The sequence below is a fragment of the Oxynema aestuarii AP17 genome, from assembly GCF_012295525.1.
GTDB lineage: Bacteria > Cyanobacteriota > Cyanobacteriia > Cyanobacteriales > Laspinemataceae > Oxynema > Oxynema aestuarii.
Genome location: NZ_CP051167.1, coordinates 1,956,604 through 1,976,377, shown reverse-complemented (window position 1 = coordinate 1,976,377; position 19,774 = coordinate 1,956,604). Strand labels below are relative to the sequence as shown.

The following is a 19,774-nucleotide window of genomic DNA, read 5'->3' as shown; positions in this document are numbered from 1 at the left end:
ATTTTAGATGGAGACCGCAATACGGCGCGATCGCGACTCCTCCTCAAGACAAACTGAATAAATTCTTTAACCGTTTGCGAACCCACGCCACCGGGTTTTTATCGTCCTCCGCCGCATCCACCAATCCCAGGGCGCGTAATTCTTGTTGTCGTTGGGCGAGTTCTTCTTGGTGTTTACCAAACTCCTGAACGATCGCCTCGTACAAATCGGGGTGTTCGCGCAAGATTTTTTCAAAACTTTGGCGGTTGATCGTAAATAAAATCGTATCTTCCAAAGCACGAATCGAAGCAGTTCGGGGAATCCCTAACATCAACGCCAACTCGCCGAAAAATTTACCCGACCCGAGGTTGGTCAAATGTTTCTTGATTTTTTCGACATAAACTTCCACCGATCCCGAGAGGATAATATAAAACGCATCCCCCGGATCCCCTTCTCGGAATAAAATTTGCGATTCTAACAAGCGTTTGCGATATCCGGTTTCGATCAGTTGGCGCAATTCCAGTTCGGTAAAGTTCTGGAAATAAGTAACTTGTCGGAGTAAATCTTTTAACGCTAACGGTTTGGGCGGTTTGACCGTCGGCGGATTTTGTTGGGGAATTTCGAGGCGATCGCTCGTCAAATCTTTCGACCGACGGGAAACAGGAATTAACGTTTCTGGATTGCGAAGCCATAAATCCCGTTGGGGGAAGGGAATGCTAATATCAACCGCGCGCAAATTGTATTCGATAATAAAGTTTAAAGAACTTCTAATGTACGGCTCTAAATCGATGCGATTGACCCACACCCACAACTCGAAATTTAAGGCACTATCCCCAAATCCCATAAACACTGCTTTCGGGGCAGGATTGTGTAAAACCGCAGGTTCCATATAAGCACAATTAAGTAAGGTTTCAGTGACTAAAACCGGATCGCTACCGTAAGCAACGCCGATAGCAATGTGAATGCGGGCGATGAAAGAATCGTAACTCCAATTGAGAATTTGATTTTCTACTAATTCGCTATTGGGAACGACCACATCCCCCCCTTCGCGGGTGCGAATGATCGTAGACCGTAGGGAAATTTCGCGGACGTAACCGGACAATCCCCCAAAAGAAATAAAGTCACCGACTTTCAGTTTTCGTTCGAGTAAAATGGTCAAGCCACTGGTAAAGTTTTTGGTGAGATCTTGCAGTCCGAGACCGATCCCAACCCCCAAACCTCCGGCTAAAACTGCGAGAGAAGCGAGATTAAAGCCATTCGTTTGTAAGATGATTAAAAAGCCGAGAGTGCCAATTCCGTAACTGATAATAATGGCGATCGGTTCCCGATTTCCTTCATCGATACCCAATCGAACTAAAAGTTTATGTTTGAGAAACTTTTTTAGAAATTGGGTGATAAAGATAATCAGCAAAAACGATAAGATTAACTGAAAAATTGAACCCAGCGAGATCGGAATATCACCAATTCTCAGCAGTTCGCGATCGATCAAATTTTTCAGAAACTCTAGCAGGGTGTCGGCAATAGCTTTCATGGACGTGAGGAGTTAAAGGAAGGAGCGATCGTTATTGGAATGTTAATTATTGTCAATCGTACAACAAAAATTGAATAAAAATAAATAAATTTAAGAAAAGGTTTGATGATCGCCCTATTGCTTTTTTAGCCTAAAGCAGACAAAGGTTTACAGGACGATCGCCTCCAGCTTTGGAGTCATACAGTTCAGCCAATTTTGGGAGATTGTCATGTTTAGGGGAGGATTTCTAAATTAGCGGAAGTTTCAGCTAAATTCAGATTGTCAAAATCGAAAACTTGACCGCGTTTGACGTAACCGAGGAATCCATCAGAACGGGCATCTTGTAAAGTTCCCGGTTGATAGTGATACAACCACATTTTCTGCTTCCAGCGATCGGGAAGTTCGGCGAGACGTTCGTAATGGGCGTGAATTTTGCTGGGAAATTGAGAAGTTTCGCAATCTTGAAAAATCAGGTCGGCGCGATCGTAATATTCGCTTAAAACCTCTAGAGAAAGTTGGGTATCGGTCGTAAAAAAGACCTTACAGCCTCGAACTTCAAAAAATAACCCATAACTGGGCATCACGAAATAGCCATTATTGACGTGAATGACTTTAACTAAATGAAATTCGATATCTTCCCAAGTAAAAGATCCCGCTTTAGGAACTTTGCAAACCTTGAAAAATGTATCGATTTCGGCAATTTCTCCCTCGATCGATCGCATCCCACCGGATAGAGTCCGATTCCACAGTTCCCCCGCCATTTCTTTACTTAAATAAAGATTGGGTTTTTGGCATCGCGGGTCAAATTTGGTGCTAAATCCGATATATTCCAAACCCCCTGCATGGTCGGAATGCAAGTGGCTGATATAAATATCGGTAATGTCGAGATGGGAAAATCCGGCAGCATGGAGGGAGAAGCGAATATCCGTCCCGCAATCGAGCAATAATTTGCGATCGCGATCGCTGACGAGGAGCATATTCGATTGAAAATTATCGGCCCCAACGGTAAACGCCGAACCCGATCCTAAAAAGATTAACTTCATGACTCTTTCAACCGTACAATTGAATGAACAAATATCGGAAAATTTTAGAATTCCCTAATGTCTGAGAAAAATAATCTTTAACCCCTCGGAAAGCGATCGGGGATACCCGCCCTACAAAATTTCTATCCCCCTTTAATCGATTCGTAAAGAGTTTGCAAGCGGATCGCAACTTCCGGCGGTTTGGCGGTAAAGCGAATGTAAAAATTGCCGCTACTATCAGTTTTATCGGTCACTTTCCCATAAATATCCTCGCTTAATTCGCTTTCTTGATAGTCGATGAGATTGAGTTTGAGGTTAGTTAAGGCCGTAGGCATCGGCTGTTGAGAATCCGCACGAGCAATCGCAGCCCCTTGGTTAGAAAGGTTTACAATTTTTCCTTTAAAAAAGGTGGTGCCGACATGTTTGCCATCGAGGATGATGTATTGCAGGGGAATCGCATTCGGAAGCGGGAAAAATCGTTCTTCTTCTTTAGATAAAAAGAGGTTGTATTTGCCGGAAATTCCGCCGACTTCGTAAATCGTAATCGGTTCTTTAACCCCTTTTGGCATCACTTCGCGCTGACTGTCAATTTTAACGATCGCCCCCGCTTGATTTAAAGTGGTTTCCGAGATTAAAATTTGTCCCCCGGTCGTATAAGATTCGATGCGATACGTGAGGTTAACTTGAGACCCGACCACGCCGTATTTAGTGCGTTTTTCCGAACCAATATTGCCGACGACCACATCCCCGGTATTGATGCCGATGCCCATTTCTAACGCAGGTAAGTCCCATTGTTCCATTTGGAGGTTGACTTGGCGCATGGCGAGTTGCATGGCCACGGCGCAGGCGACGGCGCGTTCGGCATCGTCGGGACGGGCGGTGGGGGCGCCAAATAAGACTAAAATCCCGTCGCCCATGAATTCGTCGATCGTGCCTTGGTAGCACGTAATGACATCGGCCATGTAGCCGAGGTAAAAGTTGAGGATTTTGACCACTTCTTCCGGGGGCAAGCGTTCGGACAGGGCGGTAAAACCGCGCAAATCTGAGGTAAAAATAGTAATTTGCCGACGTTCGCCGCCGAGTTTCAAGCCTTCGGGGCTTTCGAGGAGGTTGGCGACGACTTCATCGGTGAGATAGCGTCCGAAGGTTTTGCGGATATCCCCGGCAGTCCGGGCGATGTAGGCGGTAATGGCGATCGCCGATCCGGCAAAGCCCAAGGCGGGCGGCACCAGAGGAATCCACCATTTGTATATAAAAGCGATATAAGTCGTACCAAATAAGAGGGCGACGGCCAACAGACCCGCCGCCGCCCGTTGAAGTGATACCGATCGCACGCCGCCAGCATACCGCAACTGCCAGGTCAAGGTGGCGCCCAAAGCACACCACAGCAGAATCCACAGCCATTCGATCGCCTCGGGCCAGCTTCGGATCGGGGGGCGATCGTCGAGGGCGGCGCTGAGAATTTGACTGGTGAGATTGGCGTGAATTTCCACCCCCGCCATCCGTTCGGGCAAGCTGAGTAAGCCGCCACTGTGAGGAACCCAGAATAGATCGTTCGCACTTTCGCTCACGACGCCAATGAGGACGATGCGATCGCGCGCCCAATCCGGGGGGAGGCGATCGTCGAGCAGATCGCGCAAGGGAACGCTCTCGAAATGTGCCACCGGACCGCGATAGTCGATTAACTGTTGGTACCCGCCACTGTCTGTACGAATGTAGCCACCATCATTTGCTTCTAAAGGTCGAAACTCGGTCGGGCCGAGTTTCCAGTTGCCATCCTCCAACACTTCCGGCCCGATCCCCTCGGCGTCGAGATAGAGTAAAGCTAAATAAAGTGCGAAGCTGTAAACTGTGTTTCCCTCCGCCTCGGAGAGATACATAAATCCGCGTCGCACTTTACCATCGGCATCGATAATCAGGTCGTTGGCGCCCACTTGTCCTTTTTCGGCCAACATCGGCGGGGGCGCCACCGCATCGCGGTCGCGATCGCCGACCACTTTACGAATCCCCACCAAATTGGGCGTCGAAGCAAAAATATCGACCAAGGCTTGATGGCCCGGTTCGTAAGGCAAGTCCCGATAAATATCGAGACCGATCGCCCGAGGCTGCATGGCTTTGAGCTTTTGCAACGCTTCCGCGTAAACCGCATCGGCGATGTAGCCTTGTTGCACTCGTTTGTAGTCCGTTTCGTCAATTCCAATAATTGCGATCCGGCGATCGGGCCGTTCTGTAGGCGGGAGGCGTAAGTATAAATCAAATGCTTCCCATTCCCATGATTGTAGCAATCCGGCAAAGCGCAAACCGATGACGAGAACGGCGACCAGGGGGGCCGCAATCCAGACGCCTCGCGAGTCCCAGAGTAGTTGTTGGAGTTGCGATCGCATGAAACAAAAGGGGTGAGGGAGTCCGTGGGGCGGGCAACATCAGTGCCAGCATCTTCAAACAGAAGGGGTGAGGGAGTCCGTGGGGCGGGTATTTTGCCCTAGGAGACTCACCCCTTCCATCTAAAAAATCTAAAATTTAAAATTCATTCATTTCGCAACAAGAAATCAAGGGTTCGGAGGCGATCGATTCTAACCCTACAGAACTCAGTAATTGTTGCCATTGTTCCGGATGAGAATCGCGCAATTCGGCAGCAATTTCTAAGGTTTCGTGCCAGATTCGGGCTTTCGCATAGAGTTCGGCTTTTTCTAAAGCGGGCGATCTTTCTAACTTAGCACGCAACGGTTCCTCGATCGTTTCTCTGTACAGAAATCCTTGAACAAATTTATCTAACGCCCGATTGTCGGGATTGCAAATTAAACCGAAATGCCAAATGCGATCGTTTCCTTCTCCTAAATTAATAGTTTCCGGAACTTTCAGGGCGATCACTCCCGGCGTCCCGTCGATCGGAAACTCACTCACATATATATCCGCCCCTTCTCGATCCACGATCGCGAATTCCGCTTGGGTCGCGGTGGTTTTGGGAACGTAGAAGAAAAAGGTCGGATTGGCCTTCGCCGTGGTTCCGACATTATTCGTCGGCATTAAAGCGGTCAGGGGTTTGGCATCTTCGGCGATACAGTCTTCACCTCGGGTTCCCCCACCTGCGGTCCGAGAGGGGGCGCCGCGATCGCTGGCGGGAGGGAATTCCAATGCTTTAACCGCCAGGGGAGACAGCAAAATTGCCAGTAGGGACAAACAGGTTAGGGATTTCGACAGGTGCATCTTTGCAAACTCTCCAATCTCATCAGAATTCAAAATAATTCTGGTCTTTCTAATTAGTCGGTATTAGCGGACTTTTGTTCCGCGTCCAAGGGCAAGAAAAAGATCGTCACCATACCGGGAATCGTCAACAAACAGACGGTCAAGAAAAACATCGGATAATTGAGACTTTGTTGCAAATAACCGCTTACTGCCCCGGGTAGCATCATTCCCAAAGCCATAATCCCTGTAGAAATAGCATAATGAGACGTTTTATATTCCCCTTGAGAAATTTGCATTAAATAAACCATGAAAGCCGTAAAGCCAAGACCGTAACCGAATTGTTCGATAGAAACGAGGGGGTATACCCATTTGATTGACGGTTGAGTGTAGGCCATATAAACGTACAGCAAATTAGGAACGTTTAAGGCTAAAGCCATGGGAAAAATACATTTTTTTAAGCCGTATTTAGCGATAATCAAGCCACCTAAAATTCCGCCCACAATGAGGGAAAGCACCCCAAAGGTTCCATAAACTAAGCCGACGTCGGAAGTGGTTAAGCCGAGTCCACCTTTCGCCATTTCATCTAGCAGAAAAGGCGACGCCAATTTAACGAGCATGGCTTCTCCAAAGCGGTAGAGTAATATATAAGCTAAAATAAAAGCAATACCAGGTTTGAGAAAGTAAGAACGGGCAATTTTCACAAAAGGAATTTCGTGACGAACTTCTTCGACCTCCGACGGGGCATCGCTATCGGGAAAAGGTAGAATTAAGTGATGGTAAAAACTGAGTCCGGCAAAAATAGAAGCGGCTACGGCGAGGGCGATCGTCCAACTGAGGGGAATATTGCCTAAAGTTTGTTCGAGTTGTCCGGCAAAATAAACGAGAAAACCGGAACCAAAAATGACGGCCATTCGGTAAAAAACCGAGCGAATTCCGACAAATTGGGCTTGCTGTTCGGGGGTCAAGGCCAGCATGTAAAAACCATCGGCGGCGATATCATGACTGGCAGAAATAAAAGCCCCGACCGTGAAAATGCCTAAAGAGAGGAAAAAGAATATTGGGAGTTGTAACGACCAGGCGGCGATCGCAAAACAGACCATTAAGCCAATTTGGGTATATAAAATCCAATTGCGTTTAGTCGAGTAAATATCGACTAACGGTCCCCAAAACATTTTAATCACCCAAGGAAGATAAAGCAGGCTCGTCCAAAAGGCAATTAGAGCATTAGAAATGCCCATATTTTTATAAATAATGACCGAAACGGTGTTGATAATAATGTAGGGAACCCCTTCGGCAAAATAGAGAGTTGGGATGAAGGTCCAGGGACTCTTTGTTGACGTAACGTCTTCAGTTTTCATTTTAGATAGTATTGAATGGTGGCAGGTGGTCGTCGAGAAGCGCGATCGCGACGAATATTGAGGTACTTTTCTGGTTTTGAGAGTAGAATTAATCTGTCAAACGATCGCTCAAAGGTCAAGGGGGGTTGAAAAGTCGAGAAAATTTGTTTATTGTTATCGCTAGGCGATCGCCTCGATCCGGATCTCCTTTATTGAGGGGTCGCGGAAAGTGACGGATCGATCGCCACTTTCAACACTTCACGATCGCGCATTTGTTGAAAAACTGTTTGCAACTCCGACAGGGGACGGCGATCGCTGACGAGTAATTCAAAAGGAATTTTACGACTTCCTAATAACGCCAACGCTTCTCGCACATATTGCGGGGTATTGTGAAACACCCCTTTAAGGGTCAGTTCGCTGTAGTGGAGGCGTTCGGTATCGACGTTAACGGTCGTGTCGCGGGGACATCCTCCAAACAGATTCACGGTTCCCCCAGGACGGGTACAATCGATCGCCGTTTCCCAGACTTGGGGGATTCCCGTGGCTTCAAAGGTGAGATCCGCCCCTCGTTTTTGGGTCAGCGATCGCGCCACTTCGTCGATCGGTTCGTTGAGATGGTGGTAGTTGAATGTGCGAGATGCCCCCAATTCTTTGCCGATTTCCAAGCGGCGGTCGTGACCGCCAAACAGCAAAACGCTCTCGCACATCGTCGCCAGTACGCCGACGAACATCAAACCGATCGCCCCATCCCCCAAAACCACCACGCGATCGCGGGATTTGACAGGCGATCGGGCAATTCCGTGCAGGACGCAGGCGAGGGGTTCGGTCAGGGAAGCCAATTCGTCCGGCAACTCGCCGGGAACTTTGAGTAAATTTTGGCGCACGATCGCCGCCGGAATTTTGACGTATTCGGCAAAAGTCCCATTATTCCAGGTCAGGTTTTCGCACAATGAATATTCCTGGCGATCGCAGAAAAAACAGTCGAGACAAGGGGCCGAATTGTTCGCCACCACGCGATCGCCCACCTGCCATCCACCGATCCCAGAACCGACAGCAACAATTTCCCCCGCCGCCTCGTGTCCGAACAGGGTTGGCGGTCGCAACATCTTGGCGTGACCTCCCCGGCGCCACACCTTTAAATCCGTCCCGCAAGTGGTCGCCACCGCCACCCGCATCACGATTTCCCCCGCGTCCGGCGTGGGGTCGTCTACCGTTTCCAGGCGGAAATCTTCTTTTCCGTAGAGAACTGCTGCTAGCAAGGCGATCGATTCCTCTATGACTTAATTTTTTCCGATTCTATCAGCACTCGTCCGGTCCGGGGGTCTGGCCATTTTTGAGAATATGTATAAATTTTCTAACATGAATTTTTCTGGCGCGATCGGCTTTTTACGTAGATTTACGGTGAAACCAGCGATCGATCTGTTCTATAAATAGAAAAGAGCGATTTTTAGGGTCACTCGCGACCGGGGTTTTTATATAAAATTAAACAAATGCCTGTTCTTCGGGGCGATCGGGGGGATTTTATCCGTTGCAGGAATCATCGCACTCGATTGATAGGCATGAATTTTGTACATTCATTATGGTACCTCCGCCACTATGACTCCCGAGGCGATCGAGCACATTTTAAACCCTTCCCTTCCTCAATTAGTCAACAAAATTCATGTCATCAATCAAGCGTGGAAAGCTGCTCAAAACTGCGGCGATATCGAACCCGTGGCCGAATCTTTTCGAGACATCAAAAGTCGCTTACAAGCGCAATTATTGCGACAATATGGCCCCGAAAACGTCTATCTCAAACTCGACTCGGAAACTGAAAGTGACGAACCACTTTACAGCGTAAAATTGAGCGAACCTATAGACGGAAAAACGGATGCAGCACATTTACCCGTGAGAGTCGCAAAATCCCTGTTTTCAGAAGAAGAACTGACTCACTTCGTTCGCCATTGATTTTTAGTGCCATCTACCGCATCTCTCGAAAATCATGACTGAAACCCTCCAAAGTATCAATAGTTTTTTCGTTCCCGCGATTTTCTTATTTGCCGCGATCGCCGCCTGTTTAGAAACTGGGTCTATCTTCCATTATTGGACAGTCGAATGTGGCGAAGTCAGTCGGGCGATCGCGCAACTCAAAAAAGCCCGAAAAAACAACACGAACGCCCTCCAAATTAACGAAAAAGAGCGTCCCTGGTTTATCCGTCATTTAGACGGAGTATGGCGAGAAAATTGTCTAATTGCCAAGCAAAAAGGCGGCAGTTTTGTTTTATTAGCTTTTCCCAGCATCCTCAACAAACCGATTCCCCGAGGTCCCGTTTATTTTGCCCCCACCTTATTAACCGCATTAGGGGTATTAGGAACCTTCACCGGGATCTATTTGGGCTTGCAAAATGTCAGCCTCGACGCGATCGATGAAACTGAAACTTTATTGCAAACCAGTACCCAACTTCTCGGCGGGATGAAACTGGCTTTCTCAACCTCTTTGTGGGGATTGGGAAGTGCTAGTGTATTTATGATTATCCTCGCCATTGGCGAACGAATCCGTCAGTTTCGGCGGGATAATCTTCGCAAAAAGTTAAGCAAAATTGCCTTTTTACAAAGTCCCATAGAACTGCTTTCGCAGTTAGATCCTAGTTCCAATCAAGACGTTACAGAAGCGTTAATTCAACTGGTCGAAAAACTCAATGAATTAAGCACATTAAATGCAGACGCCATAGGAGAAGCCGTGGGACGGGCGATCGTTCCCAGCTTGGGTTCATCTCTCACCAGTATCAATAACGAATTGACAAGCGTTCGGCAAATCCAAGAAAATCAAGGTCAAGCCATCGATTATCTCGTCAAACAAATGCGAGATGAATTGATTCAGCCCGTTATCGAAAGACTCGATGAAAGTGCCGAAATGACCCGAGAAGCGTCCGAAGCCGTTCGCGAACTCAAAGATGAATTGGGCGGGATTGCAGCGAGTTTATCGGGGGCAATTTCAACCATTCAAACGTTCCAAGAAGAAACGCTTAAAGAACTACAAGACTTTGCCCGCAGTTTGACTACTATTCTGGATGGATTTCGTACAAATACAGAAGCTGTTCTTGAAAAAGTCGCGAAAAAAATTCAAGAAGCTGTCAACGAAAGTATTCGTTCGATGAAAGCACAACGAGAAGCCTTTGCTCATAGTTCCGCACAAGCTGCCCAAAGTTTTCGTGGAATTCGAGAGGAGTTGGAACAGTCCCTCGAAAAACAAGCTCAAGCGCAAAAAACCATGCTTGAAGCTGTCGAACAGCAGACCAAAGATATTCTTGAAGAAGCCAATAAAGCCTTTCAGACTCAATCGGACACGATTGTTACTTTGGGTCGGGAATCTTCAACGCTTATTAATGATGCACGAGACAGCTTTATCGCAACCTTAGCAAATATTGACGAAAGTCTGCAAAAAACGCGAAATATTGTTCAAGAAGAATTGGAGAAATTCCGAGAAGAATACGAAAAAGCCTTAACCCTATTTTTTGACGAACAAAACAAACGACTTGACGATGTTCTTGGAAAACAGCGAGAAGAACTAGAAAAAGTCATTAATCGCCTACAAAAAGTTTTCCTCGAAGATGCAACTGCTATGGAAAATGCAATTAAAAATAGCATGACCTCCATTCAAAAAACGGCTGGAGTTGTTTACAAACTCGAAACCGAACTCGGCTTAACGTCTAGCGAACGTCTCGAACAGTTACAACAAGTCATTCAACTCATGAGTCAAGAAGCGAAGCAAATTGAATCGGCTTATCAAGATTTAGCCAAACAGTTTGACGAAGCATTGAAATCAGGGAACGAACAACTGAATGAATATTTAGAAAAAGCCAATGAAAGTTATAAAGTCAATATCGAAGAATTCGATCGCGCAATGGCTGGAGTTTGCAGTAGCTTAGATCGAAATACTCACGGTTTAATGGATGTCGCTCATTATTTAGTGGCGTCAGCAGAGGAGCTAAAAAATAGTCAACCTTCGCGGAATTAAAAACTTCCTTAAGATCGGATTCCTGTTGAAACGGGAATCCACCTCTCTCCCTCAAGCTACAATCCCATCACTATTCGATATAACAATGAATGATTTTTACGACTTTGAAACTAGTCCGGAAATTTTAGAAGAGCAAGATTCCGGCGTTTGGTTATCGATTGGCGATTTAATGTCTGGTTTGTTGATGTTTTTTGCCCTCCTGTTCATTACAGTGATGGTACAACTGAAACAATATCAAGAAGCCCTCAAAAATTTACCGTTGATTATTCAAACGGCGATCGAAGAAAAACTCGGCGGTTCCGATGTTAAAGTCGATCCAGAAACGGGAGATGTCAGCATCGGCGATCGCATTTTATTTGATGAAGGAAGTGCAGAACTTAAACCCGCCGGAAAACAATTTTTACAGCAGTTTATTCCCACCTACAGCCAGATTATTTTTTCCGAAAAAACATTCGATGAAATGATTACCCGTGTCGTCATCGAAGGTCACACCAGTTCCTTTGGCGACGAACAAGATAATTTAGATTTGAGCTTAAAACGAGCTTTATCTGTATCGAACTACATTTTATCCGAACTCAATTTCGAGACAAAAGCAAAGTTTAAATACAAAATCCTCGCCGCCGGACGGGGAGAAATCGACGCCAACCAACAGACTGACAATCCCACTGATAGAAAAGTTGTGTTTCGTTTTCAACTCAAACGACCAGATTGGAATAACTTGTTATAGGATTTTCCATCATTCCGGCGTCAGGGAAAATCCACCAACTCACTGCTTAGTTTACCCATTTAAAAATTGCTCTGCTTGGAGATTACTATGGTTGACTTTTCTTTTAGAGTTTTACAATTTCCACGCTATCCAGAAATTGCTATTCGTCATTTAACAGGGTTACTCAACTCCACTTCATCAGGAGATCGAGGTCTTAAATCTTTACAAAATTCGCCACAGATTCCCCAATATAAAGAAACTAATATTCGTAAAATTGACGAGCTGATCGATGATATTTTGAACTATCAGGGCGCTGGTTTTTCAGAGATTGAATGGATTTATTGTTTATATTGTAAAGAGGAGTGGGATCGAAATCATCAAGAATTAGGGATGATTTCAGCTAGTTATATTTGGAAAGTAGCTATTGAAAATGATTGGTTGAGAAATTGTTTATTTTGGCGACTTGCGCTTTACTTCGATCGCCCGGAATTTGAAAAGACAAAATACTTACCCCGTTCTTTAGCTAATACCTTCACGGATGGCAAATCTGAATTAGAAAATGTCGCCCCTTTGTCAATCCAAACTTTAGAGTGTTTGAGAAGTTATCGATCTGAAGATTTGACAAAATTAAGCCTCGATAACGTGCAAACCCCACGCAATTTATTGGCAAGCTGTTATTTGCCTTTGCATCTCAGTATAGTTAATGAAGCTTTAAATGCTGTCGGCGAAATTTTCGTGAAATTTGTACAGTCTAAAAACTGCGATCGCCCTCAGCAAGAATGGTTATTGGACTGTCTTACTGAGATGAGTCATCATCAACAATTAGAAGCTGTAACAACCCTCTTATCTCAACTCTCTACTCGTCAGGGACAACAGTTAGAAACGATTCTAAATTGGCTGCAAAATAACTACGGACCCTACACCCCCCGTTCACACTGGAATGAGTTGTCAGATAACGGACAATCTGCGTTGATGAAATGGTTGGGGGCGCTCAATTATAACTATTTTCGCGAACTTGTCGATCTGCTTTTAGAAAGGTTGAATTTACCAGAATGGGAACAGAAACAACTGAAAAAGCGCAAAAAGTTTTGGTCGCATTACAGCGATCGCTTTAAGCGAATTCGTATTTTATTGCCTCCCAGCTCTATTGAGACCCTCGGCAAAGTATTAAGCCATCAAAATATTTCTGTTATTCGAGAAGATGCAAGCAAAGAAACAGAAGTTTGTATCTTCGATTTTGGGGATTGGGCGATCGCAGAATTCTTTCGCGGGGAAGGAAGTGAAACCCGGATTTTTAAAACTAGCTCAAAACCAGAAATTAAACGCTTTTTATTTGAGTCTACCGATTTGTCTTTAAAACAGATTCGCTGTTTGGGTGGCGAAGTTTTAGATCATAAATTTCTGTGGCAATATTACTCCGAGCAAACTCTCAGAAGTCTCAATCTATATATGAATGAAGGAACGCGGTTGGTGAAGGGTTTACCCCCCGGAGAAAATCAATACAATCCAGAACGGGGATTACCCGAACCCAATTTAAAGAAACAGCAGGAACGCCAACATAAGTTAAAGCAATGGCAGGATGAAATTAAGAGGATAGAGCGAGAAGCAAAAGCCAGGTTTAAGGAGGAAGAGTTATTGCACAAGTACAAAAAATAGTGATACAATTGATGTTGACGAACCGACTCACCTTGAGATGTTATGAATTATTTAAAGACATCGCGATCGCTATTTGTTCAAAGAAAGTCAAAGAAGATTAAAAAACATGAAAATATAAAAAATGAAAACTGACACGATATTTTATCGAATTTTTCAACAATACCCAGAAATTTTCTTTGAACTCCTCGATCGCCCCGTCGGCGAAGCCAGTTCCTATCAATTCACCTCCGTTGAAGTCAAACAACTAGCTTTTCGGATTGATGGCCTGTTTTTACCGACCACGGGAGAGTTGAGCCTTCCTTTTTATTTGGTGGAAGTGCAGTTTCAAAGTGATGAAGATCTTTACTATCGCATTTTCGCCGAACTGTTTTTATACCTGCGTCAATATCGACCGCCGCATCCCTGGCGGGTTGCTCTTATCTATCCCACTCGTAATGTCGAACCTCAAGATCGTTCCCCGTTCGATTGTCTGCTGTCATCGAGTCGGGTAAGGCGGATTTACCTCGATGAAATTCAAGGAGAACCCACATTAGGGGTTGGTGTGGTTAAACTAATTATAGAGTCAGAGGCGATCGCCCCAGAAGCGGCGAAACAATTGGTCGCTCAAACCGAACGGGAGGTCGCAGACCCAAACCGCCAACGGGAACTCATCGAACTGATTGAAACGATTATTGTTTATAAATTACCGCAAAAAAGCCGAGAGGAGATAGCCGCCATGCTAGGACTAGGAGATTTAAAAGAAACTCGTTTTTATCAAGATGCTTTTGCTGATGGCGAACAAGTCGGCGAACAACGAGGAATCGAACAAGGTCTTCAACAAGGTCTTCAACAAGGTCTTCAACAAGCCAATCGTCAGGCTGTACGAGGAATGCTCCAGGTAGGATTGAGTTTGGAAACGATCGCCCAAGCCTTGAATTTACCCTTGGAACTTGTCCGTCAATGGGCTGAAGAAAATCGCGAAAGTTGAAGTAGTCGATAAGGGTAAAAATGGAGAGGAAATAGCCGCCATGCTAGGACTAGGAGATTTAAAAGAAACTCGTTTTTATCAAGATGCTTTTGCTGATGGCGAACAAGTCGGCGAACAACGAGGAATGGAACAAGGTCTTCAACAAGGTCTTCAACAAGGTCTTCAACAAGGTCTTCAACAAGCCAATCGTCAGGCTGTACGAGGAATGCTCCAGGTAGGATTGAGTTTGGAAACGATCGCCCAAGCCTTGAATTTACCCTTGGAACTTGTCCGTCAATGGGCTGAAGAAAATCGCGAAGATTGAGCGAACTCAACAATAACGGCGAGGGTAGCAATGACCCGGCGATCGCTATAATTTAACTCAATCTAACCTGAATTCAGACCCTCGTTCTCTAGCGAGAAATCATGCTCAACCCCAATCTCGACGACATCGAGCTAACCAAAGACGATTACGAACGCTATTCCCGTCATTTGATTTTGCCGGAAATCGGCGTTGAAGGACAAAAACGCCTCAAAGCGGCGAGTGTATTATGTATCGGAACAGGGGGACTCGGTTCGCCTTTATTACTCTATCTCGCCGCCGCCGGGATCGGGCGCCTCGGGATCGTCGATTTCGATGTCGTTGACACCTCCAACTTACAACGCCAGGTCATCCACGGGACCGCCTGGGTGGGTCAACCCAAAATCGAATCGGCGAAACAACGGATCTTAGAAATTAACCCGTTTTGTCAGGTGGACTTGTACGAAACCCGCCTGAGTTCGCAAAATGCACTCGATATCCTCGAAGCTTACGATATCGTCGTCGATGGAACGGACAACTTCCCCACCCGCTATCTCGTTAACGATGCGTGTGTCTTACTCGACAAACCGAATGTGTACGGGTCGATTTTTCGGTTTGAAGGACAGGCGTCGGTGTTTAACTACCGAGGCGGTCCGAACTATCGCGACTTGTACCCGGAACCGCCACCGCCGGGACTGGTTCCCTCTTGTGCGGAAGGTGGAGTGTTAGGAATTCTCCCGGGAATAATCGGGGTGATTCAAGCGACGGAAACGGTGAAAATCATTACCGGGTCGGGAACGACGTTGAGCGGTCGGTTGCTGCTTTACAATGCTTTACAGATGAAGTTTCGCGAGTTAAAACTAACGCCAAATCCGGAACGTCCGGCGATTGACAAGTTAATTGATTACGAACAGTTCTGCGGTATTACGCAAGCGAAAGAACGAGCGGCGAAAGCGATGAGGGACATTCCCGAAATCACCGTGACCGAACTTAAAGAATTACTCGATCGCCAAGCGGAAAAAATCCTCTTGCTCGACGTTCGCACTCCTGACGAATACGCGATCGCCAAACTTCCCGGTTCGCTGTTAATTCCCCTGGCAGAAATTGAAGGCGGCGAGGGGATCGAAAAGCTCAAAGCCGAACTCAACGGTCACCGCTTGATCGTCCATTGTAAGGTCGGCGCGCGATCGGCGAAAGCTTTGGCGATTCTCAAGCAGGCGGGAATCGAAGGGACAAACGTCCGGGGAGGAATTGCGGCGTGGAGTCGGCAAGTCGATTCGTCGGTTCCGCAATATTAAACCTGCCGTTGAACTCGTCTACTCCGATAACGGCGATCGCCTCGTGCGATCTGCCGTTGTTTTGTTGGCTTTAATTCGATCGCCAAACCTCGATGGTTCAACCTCAGAATCTACCTCAAAAAATTTTTTTTGTCAACCGTCTTTATCTGTATTTTTCCTCGATCCCTATTAGTTATGAAGCAATATAACAAAAATACCGATCGCGGCAAAAAACAGGGAATCCTAATAAATAGGGAAAAAGCCATATTGAAAATCAAACAAAAAGGGAGAATGAACCGATGTTACATTCATCAAGAGAAGCCAACCGCTATCAAGGCACCCCCTTAGAAGCCGATCGCGATTGGGGAAGCCCACGCCGAGTAACCTCCAGCCGTCACCTCTGTCGCCGCCCTCCGGGACCTTCGGCGGAGCAGAACCGTCTCGACAAAATGTTCCAAGAATTGCCGGAACTGCTCGCTTCCTTGGAAAGTTTTCGGGAGTAACACCTACAATCGATCGCCCAACCGTTAAAATCTTCGATGAATCACCCAGACCGTACTGGGACACCCCTACACCATTTCCGGGATTGAGCGATCGTGAAAGCCGTTGTTTTACTCTCCGGTGGATTGGACTCCTCCACCGTCATTTACCAAGCCAAAGCCGATGGATGCGACTGTTACGCCCTCTCCTTCGACTACCAGCAGCGTCACCGCCGAGAGCTGGCTTCGGCGGCGACGATCGCCCGTCACGCAGGGGCGATCGAGCATCGAGTCGTCAACTTCGACCTCCGAACCTGGGGGGGTTCGGCCCTGACCGACGACCGCCTCGACCTGCCCGGCGATCGCTCGGTAGCGGACATGAGCCAGAGCATCCCGATCACCTACGTCCCCGCACGCAACACCATTTTTCTCAGTTTTGCCCTCGCCTATGCCGAAGCGATCGCCGCCCGTCGGGTCTATCTCGGCGTCAACGCTTTGGACTACTCCGGCTATCCCGACTGTCGCCCGGACTATTTGGCGGCGATGCAAGAAGTCTTTCGTCTGGGAACCAAACAGGGACGCGAAGGGGAGGCGATCGCGATCGTCGCTCCCTTGCTGCACCTTAAAAAAACCGAAATCGTCGAACTCGGCAACCGCCTCGGCGTCCCTTGGGAACAGACCTGGTCGTGCTACGCTGGAGGCGAAAAAGCTTGCGGTCACTGCGACTCGTGCCGCTTGCGCCTCGCCGCCTTCGCCGAACTCGGCTTAAGCGATCCGCTCCCCTATTTCAGCCAAGGAGACTAACCGACAGTAGGGCGATCGCCCCCTCGGACCGCAAACGCGCACCCCACAACCGCGATCGCCGTCCGCACATTCCCCACCGGGTAAAATCGTCTCGCGCAAGCAAACCCCGGACCAGTCCACATCGACGACGATCGCCTCGCGCAAGTTCGTCCGCTTCAAATTGGCTCCCGTCAACCGGGCGCCGAGTAGCACCGTCGAAATCGCGATCGCCCCTTCTAAATCCGCTTCCGCCAAATCGGCGCAGAGTAACACCGCCCGCCACAAGGTCGCCTCCCGTAGAATCCCCCGACTCAAATCGGCCCCGGTCAGGGTCGCCCCGATCGCCTGCGATCGGGTCAAATTGGCTGCGGTGAGATTGCACTCGCTCAAATCTGCCGTACTCAAAATGGCTTCCGTCAAATTCGCTCCGGCTAAATTCGCCCCCGCTAAATCGGCTGCCGCCAGATTCGCCCCTTGCAAATTCGCCTCGCGCAAATCCGACCCCGCCAGATTCGCGCGCCGTAAATCCGCCCCTTGCAAATTCACCCCCCTTAAGTTGGCGTGAGACAAACCGACGCCATAAAAATCCCGTTGTCCCGCCTCATATTGGCGGATCAGTTCCTTACTCTTCATTTCCACCCCCTGCGCTCAACAATACGATCGCCCTCGCGGACTTCAACCAAACCAACTGGAAGCAGCATAAGACGGTTCGTCTGGCGAGGGGATATGACCGACCGCCCAATCCGCATTCAGTTCAAAAAGCTGACGGATGCCTTGATGAATCGCCGCCTTCACGTCGAGCTGCAAGGCGATCGAAGCGTGTATTTTTTCCATCGCAATGTGGCAGCTTTCCGGGGTCTTCACCACCGCATATTGATTCGGAATTCGGCTGAGGACGTGAGCCATCAGTTTTTGTCGTAACTCGGGATGGGCAAATACCTGTTGGTAGGGATGAAACGGATAAGTTTCTAGAATTTTCTCAATTTCTTCAGCGACAAAAGGTTCGGTTAAATTAATAATGCGAGTATTCATCACAGCAATAATCCCTCGTTCAATTTAGTTCTACACCCCGAACGATCGCCCCATCGCGATCGCTTTTTCTGTTGTCTTCCCTGGCGTGTTTACCCAGAGTTTAAAACACAAATGTGAAGATTATCGGAATCGATCGCCCGCCTAGCAGCCAACGAACGATCGAGGATGTAAATTTTTATGTCAAATTTAGGTAAAATCGGAGTTTATAACGCTACCTTCCGGCTGCTTTCCTTCGACGTTACCCGCGTGGGAGCGGGGCGATCGCCCTGACCGACCGCTTTCAAAGGAGGAACCTTCAACTCCGCCGCCACTTCTTCAACTTTTAACTCCGAACAAGGGATAGACTCACTCCACTGCAAGCCGCGACCGCTTCCCCGATAGACCGCCAAACAGGCATCGGTAGCCGCTTCAAATAAAAACCGTTGTCGAGGAAAAATAACCCGTTCCAAAATCCGGCGATCGCCTTGCATCACCCGAACAATTTGTAGGGTTAGTGTTTCGTTGAGATAACAACAAAGCATGGTATTCACTTCAACTAGGCTGGCAACTGCACAAACATTCAATGATGTTAAATCTTCCTGAAGTTTTCCGACGCGATCGCCTTCAAACTTCGATCGCGTCGCGCGATCGGAAAACGGGAATTTTCAACGGACTACAACTCATCCTTTTCCACTCCCCCGGCATTTCCCACGAGGGTGCGAACGGCTCGATCGCCAAGCGACAACCCTGCCAATTTCCTTTAACTGGTACCCCGAGAAGCTGACACGCCCCTCCCCTGCGTCCTTCAATTTGATAATGACCGCAGGTACAACATTTCGAGATCGAACCATTAATGGAATAGGTCATAATTTGCCTTTGATTCAATGAGTGGTTTATTCAGTTGCGACGATCGCGCGATCGTCAAGCATCCTCAGAGGTCGATCGCCACCGCCTTCATCAAGCGCCACGGTCTCAACTGACAGACAGTTCGCGATCGCCCATCCGTCGTCCCCCTACAGCCCCCTGGGCCGACAACCAACTCTGATATTCCTGAATCAACTGTTCCATGCCTTGATAGACTTGTTGCTCCACGTGCAAGCGCAATTCCAAGGAGCGATAAGGAAACTTTAATTGAAACCGCAAACTTCCGCGATCTCCAATTAAAATATACGAGCCGTGAACGCGCTGAAGGACGTACTCGATCAACAAATTCCGAAATTTTGGAAGCTTAAAGGCTTGTTGATAAACAGGATCGCTGCAAACAGCTAAAGCCGTGTCGATCTCTTCTTCAATCACTGCAACTTTTCGGTTTCTCAGTCTTTCAGGCATGACACTCTTTACCCCACAACATTGTGCATTTCCTCGATTTTTCCCAATCCACGAGTTGAATCTAGTTCTCGGTGAATTCCGTGGGAAAACTACAGGAACTAACGGTTAACTTCACTCGACGGAAAACGAAAAATAGTTTGATTCGACTGCAATAATTTTCGATCGCTTCGATGAAAGATAAACAAGCCTGTTGGATGCAATGGAAACGATCGAATTATGGGAGAGGTTGAGGCGATCGACCGAACCCCATATTAG

Annotated in this window: 20 protein-coding genes; 9 read left to right on the top strand and 11 right to left on the bottom strand. The window is 47.3% G+C overall.

Translation table 11 applies throughout. The features are described from left to right. Positions 1-43: 43 nt before the first annotated feature. From HCG48_RS07945 to HCG48_RS07920, 6 genes are all read right to left on the bottom strand, one after another. Positions 44-1,510 (bottom strand): cyclic nucleotide-binding domain-containing protein, encoded by a 1,467-nt coding sequence (locus HCG48_RS07945; protein WP_168568675.1) that lies wholly within the window; start codon positions 1,508-1,510, stop codon positions 44-46. 212 nt (positions 1,511-1,722) lie between these two features. Further along, positions 1,723-2,532, bottom strand: coding sequence for an MBL fold metallo-hydrolase (locus HCG48_RS07940; RefSeq protein WP_168568674.1), 810 nt, complete (start codon positions 2,530-2,532; stop codon positions 1,723-1,725). 122 nt (positions 2,533-2,654) lie between these two features. Continuing rightward, positions 2,655-4,895, bottom strand: coding sequence for a CHASE2 domain-containing protein (locus HCG48_RS07935; RefSeq protein WP_168568673.1), 2,241 nt, complete (start codon positions 4,893-4,895; stop codon positions 2,655-2,657). Positions 4,896-5,031: 136 nt separating this feature from the next. Continuing rightward, positions 5,032-5,718: a DUF928 domain-containing protein gene (locus HCG48_RS07930; RefSeq protein ID WP_168568672.1), complete on the bottom strand. Its 687-nt coding sequence runs from the start codon at positions 5,716-5,718 to the stop codon at positions 5,032-5,034. Positions 5,719-5,771: 53 nt separating this feature from the next. Further along, a complete protein-coding gene (locus HCG48_RS07925; protein WP_168568671.1) occupies positions 5,772-7,055 on the bottom strand; it encodes an AmpG family muropeptide MFS transporter in 1,284 nt (427 codons plus the stop codon). 188 nt (positions 7,056-7,243) lie between these two features. Further along, positions 7,244-8,293, bottom strand: a complete 1,050-nt coding sequence (locus tag HCG48_RS07920; RefSeq protein WP_168568670.1) for a zinc-dependent alcohol dehydrogenase — start codon at positions 8,291-8,293, stop codon at positions 7,244-7,246. A 307-nt stretch (positions 8,294-8,600) separates the two neighbouring features. On the opposite strand from HCG48_RS07920, the gene HCG48_RS07915 reads away from it, so the two are divergent. From HCG48_RS07915 to queC, 9 genes are all read left to right on the top strand, one after another. Further along, the gene (locus HCG48_RS07915) at positions 8,601-8,981 is read left to right on the top strand and encodes a hypothetical protein (protein WP_246259966.1); all 381 of its coding nucleotides are present in this window, start codon (positions 8,601-8,603) and stop codon (positions 8,979-8,981) included. A 34-nt stretch (positions 8,982-9,015) separates the two neighbouring features. Beyond that, positions 9,016-11,031: a hypothetical protein gene (locus tag HCG48_RS07910; protein WP_168568669.1), complete on the top strand. Its 2,016-nt coding sequence runs from the start codon at positions 9,016-9,018 to the stop codon at positions 11,029-11,031. An 85-nt stretch (positions 11,032-11,116) separates the two neighbouring features. Continuing rightward, positions 11,117-11,758 carry an OmpA/MotB family protein gene (locus HCG48_RS07905; protein WP_168568668.1) on the top strand — a complete coding sequence of 214 codons (642 nt, stop codon included), beginning with the start codon at positions 11,117-11,119 and terminating at the stop codon, positions 11,756-11,758. 87 nt (positions 11,759-11,845) lie between these two features. Next, positions 11,846-13,393: an EH signature domain-containing protein gene (locus HCG48_RS07900; RefSeq protein WP_168568667.1), complete on the top strand. Its 1,548-nt coding sequence runs from the start codon at positions 11,846-11,848 to the stop codon at positions 13,391-13,393. 121 nt (positions 13,394-13,514) lie between these two features. After that, positions 13,515-14,360 (top strand): Rpn family recombination-promoting nuclease/putative transposase, encoded by an 846-nt coding sequence (locus HCG48_RS07895; RefSeq protein ID WP_168568666.1) that lies wholly within the window; start codon positions 13,515-13,517, stop codon positions 14,358-14,360. A gap of 40 nt (positions 14,361-14,400) precedes the next feature. Beyond that, on the top strand, positions 14,401-14,664 hold the full coding sequence (locus tag HCG48_RS07890) for an RpnC/YadD family protein (RefSeq protein WP_168568665.1): 264 nt from the start codon (positions 14,401-14,403) through the stop codon (positions 14,662-14,664). Positions 14,665-14,765: 101 nt separating this feature from the next. Then, positions 14,766-15,938: a molybdopterin-synthase adenylyltransferase MoeB gene (gene moeB, locus HCG48_RS07885; protein ID WP_168568664.1), complete on the top strand. Its 1,173-nt coding sequence runs from the start codon at positions 14,766-14,768 to the stop codon at positions 15,936-15,938. A 278-nt stretch (positions 15,939-16,216) separates the two neighbouring features. Beyond that, positions 16,217-16,420, top strand: a complete 204-nt coding sequence (locus HCG48_RS07880) for a hypothetical protein (RefSeq protein ID WP_168568663.1) — start codon at positions 16,217-16,219, stop codon at positions 16,418-16,420. A 93-nt stretch (positions 16,421-16,513) separates the two neighbouring features. Next, positions 16,514-17,200 carry a 7-cyano-7-deazaguanine synthase QueC gene (queC, locus tag HCG48_RS07875; RefSeq protein WP_168568662.1) on the top strand — a complete coding sequence of 229 codons (687 nt, stop codon included), beginning with the start codon at positions 16,514-16,516 and terminating at the stop codon, positions 17,198-17,200. Here queC and HCG48_RS07870 read toward each other — a convergent pair. From HCG48_RS07870 to HCG48_RS07850, 5 genes are all read right to left on the bottom strand, one after another. After that, positions 17,162-17,812 (bottom strand): pentapeptide repeat-containing protein, encoded by a 651-nt coding sequence (locus tag HCG48_RS07870; protein ID WP_168568661.1) that lies wholly within the window; start codon positions 17,810-17,812, stop codon positions 17,162-17,164. The genes queC and HCG48_RS07870 overlap by 39 nt on opposite strands. Before the next feature lie 42 nt (positions 17,813-17,854). Further along, a complete protein-coding gene (locus HCG48_RS07865) occupies positions 17,855-18,211 on the bottom strand; it encodes a late competence development ComFB family protein (protein WP_200664732.1) in 357 nt (118 codons plus the stop codon). Positions 18,212-18,414: 203 nt separating this feature from the next. After that, complete coding sequence (locus HCG48_RS07860; protein ID WP_168568659.1) at positions 18,415-18,774, bottom strand: DUF1830 domain-containing protein; 360 nt, start codon at positions 18,772-18,774, stop codon at positions 18,415-18,417. Positions 18,775-18,814: 40 nt separating this feature from the next. After that, positions 18,815-19,057, bottom strand: a complete 243-nt coding sequence (locus HCG48_RS07855) for a hypothetical protein (protein ID WP_168567314.1) — start codon at positions 19,055-19,057, stop codon at positions 18,815-18,817. 105 nt (positions 19,058-19,162) lie between these two features. Next, complete coding sequence (locus tag HCG48_RS07850; protein ID WP_210437195.1) at positions 19,163-19,486, bottom strand: hypothetical protein; 324 nt, start codon at positions 19,484-19,486, stop codon at positions 19,163-19,165. Positions 19,487-19,774 lie beyond the last annotated feature (288 nt).

What these genes read in the sequence shown, in the direction of transcription:
- HCG48_RS07910 (WP_168568669.1), top strand. Translation starts at nt 9,016, where the DNA reads ATGACTGAAACCCTCCAAAGTATCAATAGTTTTTTCGTTCCCGCGATT.
- HCG48_RS07930 (WP_168568672.1), bottom strand. Translation starts at nt 5,718, where the DNA reads ATGCACCTGTCGAAATCCCTAACCTGTTTGTCCCTACTGGCAATTTTG.
- HCG48_RS07870 (WP_168568661.1), bottom strand. Translation starts at nt 17,812, where the DNA reads ATGAAGAGTAAGGAACTGATCCGCCAATATGAGGCGGGACAACGGGAT.
- HCG48_RS07940 (WP_168568674.1), bottom strand. Translation starts at nt 2,532, where the DNA reads ATGAAGTTAATCTTTTTAGGATCGGGTTCGGCGTTTACCGTTGGGGCC.
- HCG48_RS07935 (WP_168568673.1), bottom strand. Translation starts at nt 4,895, where the DNA reads ATGCGATCGCAACTCCAACAACTACTCTGGGACTCGCGAGGCGTCTGG.
- HCG48_RS07900 (WP_168568667.1), top strand. Translation starts at nt 11,846, where the DNA reads ATGGTTGACTTTTCTTTTAGAGTTTTACAATTTCCACGCTATCCAGAA.
- HCG48_RS07865 (WP_200664732.1), bottom strand. Translation starts at nt 18,211, where the DNA reads ATGAATACTCGCATTATTAATTTAACCGAACCTTTTGTCGCTGAAGAA.
- HCG48_RS07925 (WP_168568671.1), bottom strand. Translation starts at nt 7,055, where the DNA reads ATGAAAACTGAAGACGTTACGTCAACAAAGAGTCCCTGGACCTTCATC.
- HCG48_RS07890 (WP_168568665.1), top strand. Translation starts at nt 14,401, where the DNA reads ATGCTAGGACTAGGAGATTTAAAAGAAACTCGTTTTTATCAAGATGCT.
- HCG48_RS07880 (WP_168568663.1), top strand. Translation starts at nt 16,217, where the DNA reads ATGTTACATTCATCAAGAGAAGCCAACCGCTATCAAGGCACCCCCTTA.
- HCG48_RS07855 (WP_168567314.1), bottom strand. Translation starts at nt 19,057, where the DNA reads ATGACCTATTCCATTAATGGTTCGATCTCGAAATGTTGTACCTGCGGT.
- HCG48_RS07945 (WP_168568675.1), bottom strand. Translation starts at nt 1,510, where the DNA reads ATGAAAGCTATTGCCGACACCCTGCTAGAGTTTCTGAAAAATTTGATC.
- HCG48_RS07895 (WP_168568666.1), top strand. Translation starts at nt 13,515, where the DNA reads ATGAAAACTGACACGATATTTTATCGAATTTTTCAACAATACCCAGAA.
- HCG48_RS07905 (WP_168568668.1), top strand. Translation starts at nt 11,117, where the DNA reads ATGAATGATTTTTACGACTTTGAAACTAGTCCGGAAATTTTAGAAGAG.
- moeB (WP_168568664.1), top strand. Translation starts at nt 14,766, where the DNA reads ATGCTCAACCCCAATCTCGACGACATCGAGCTAACCAAAGACGATTAC.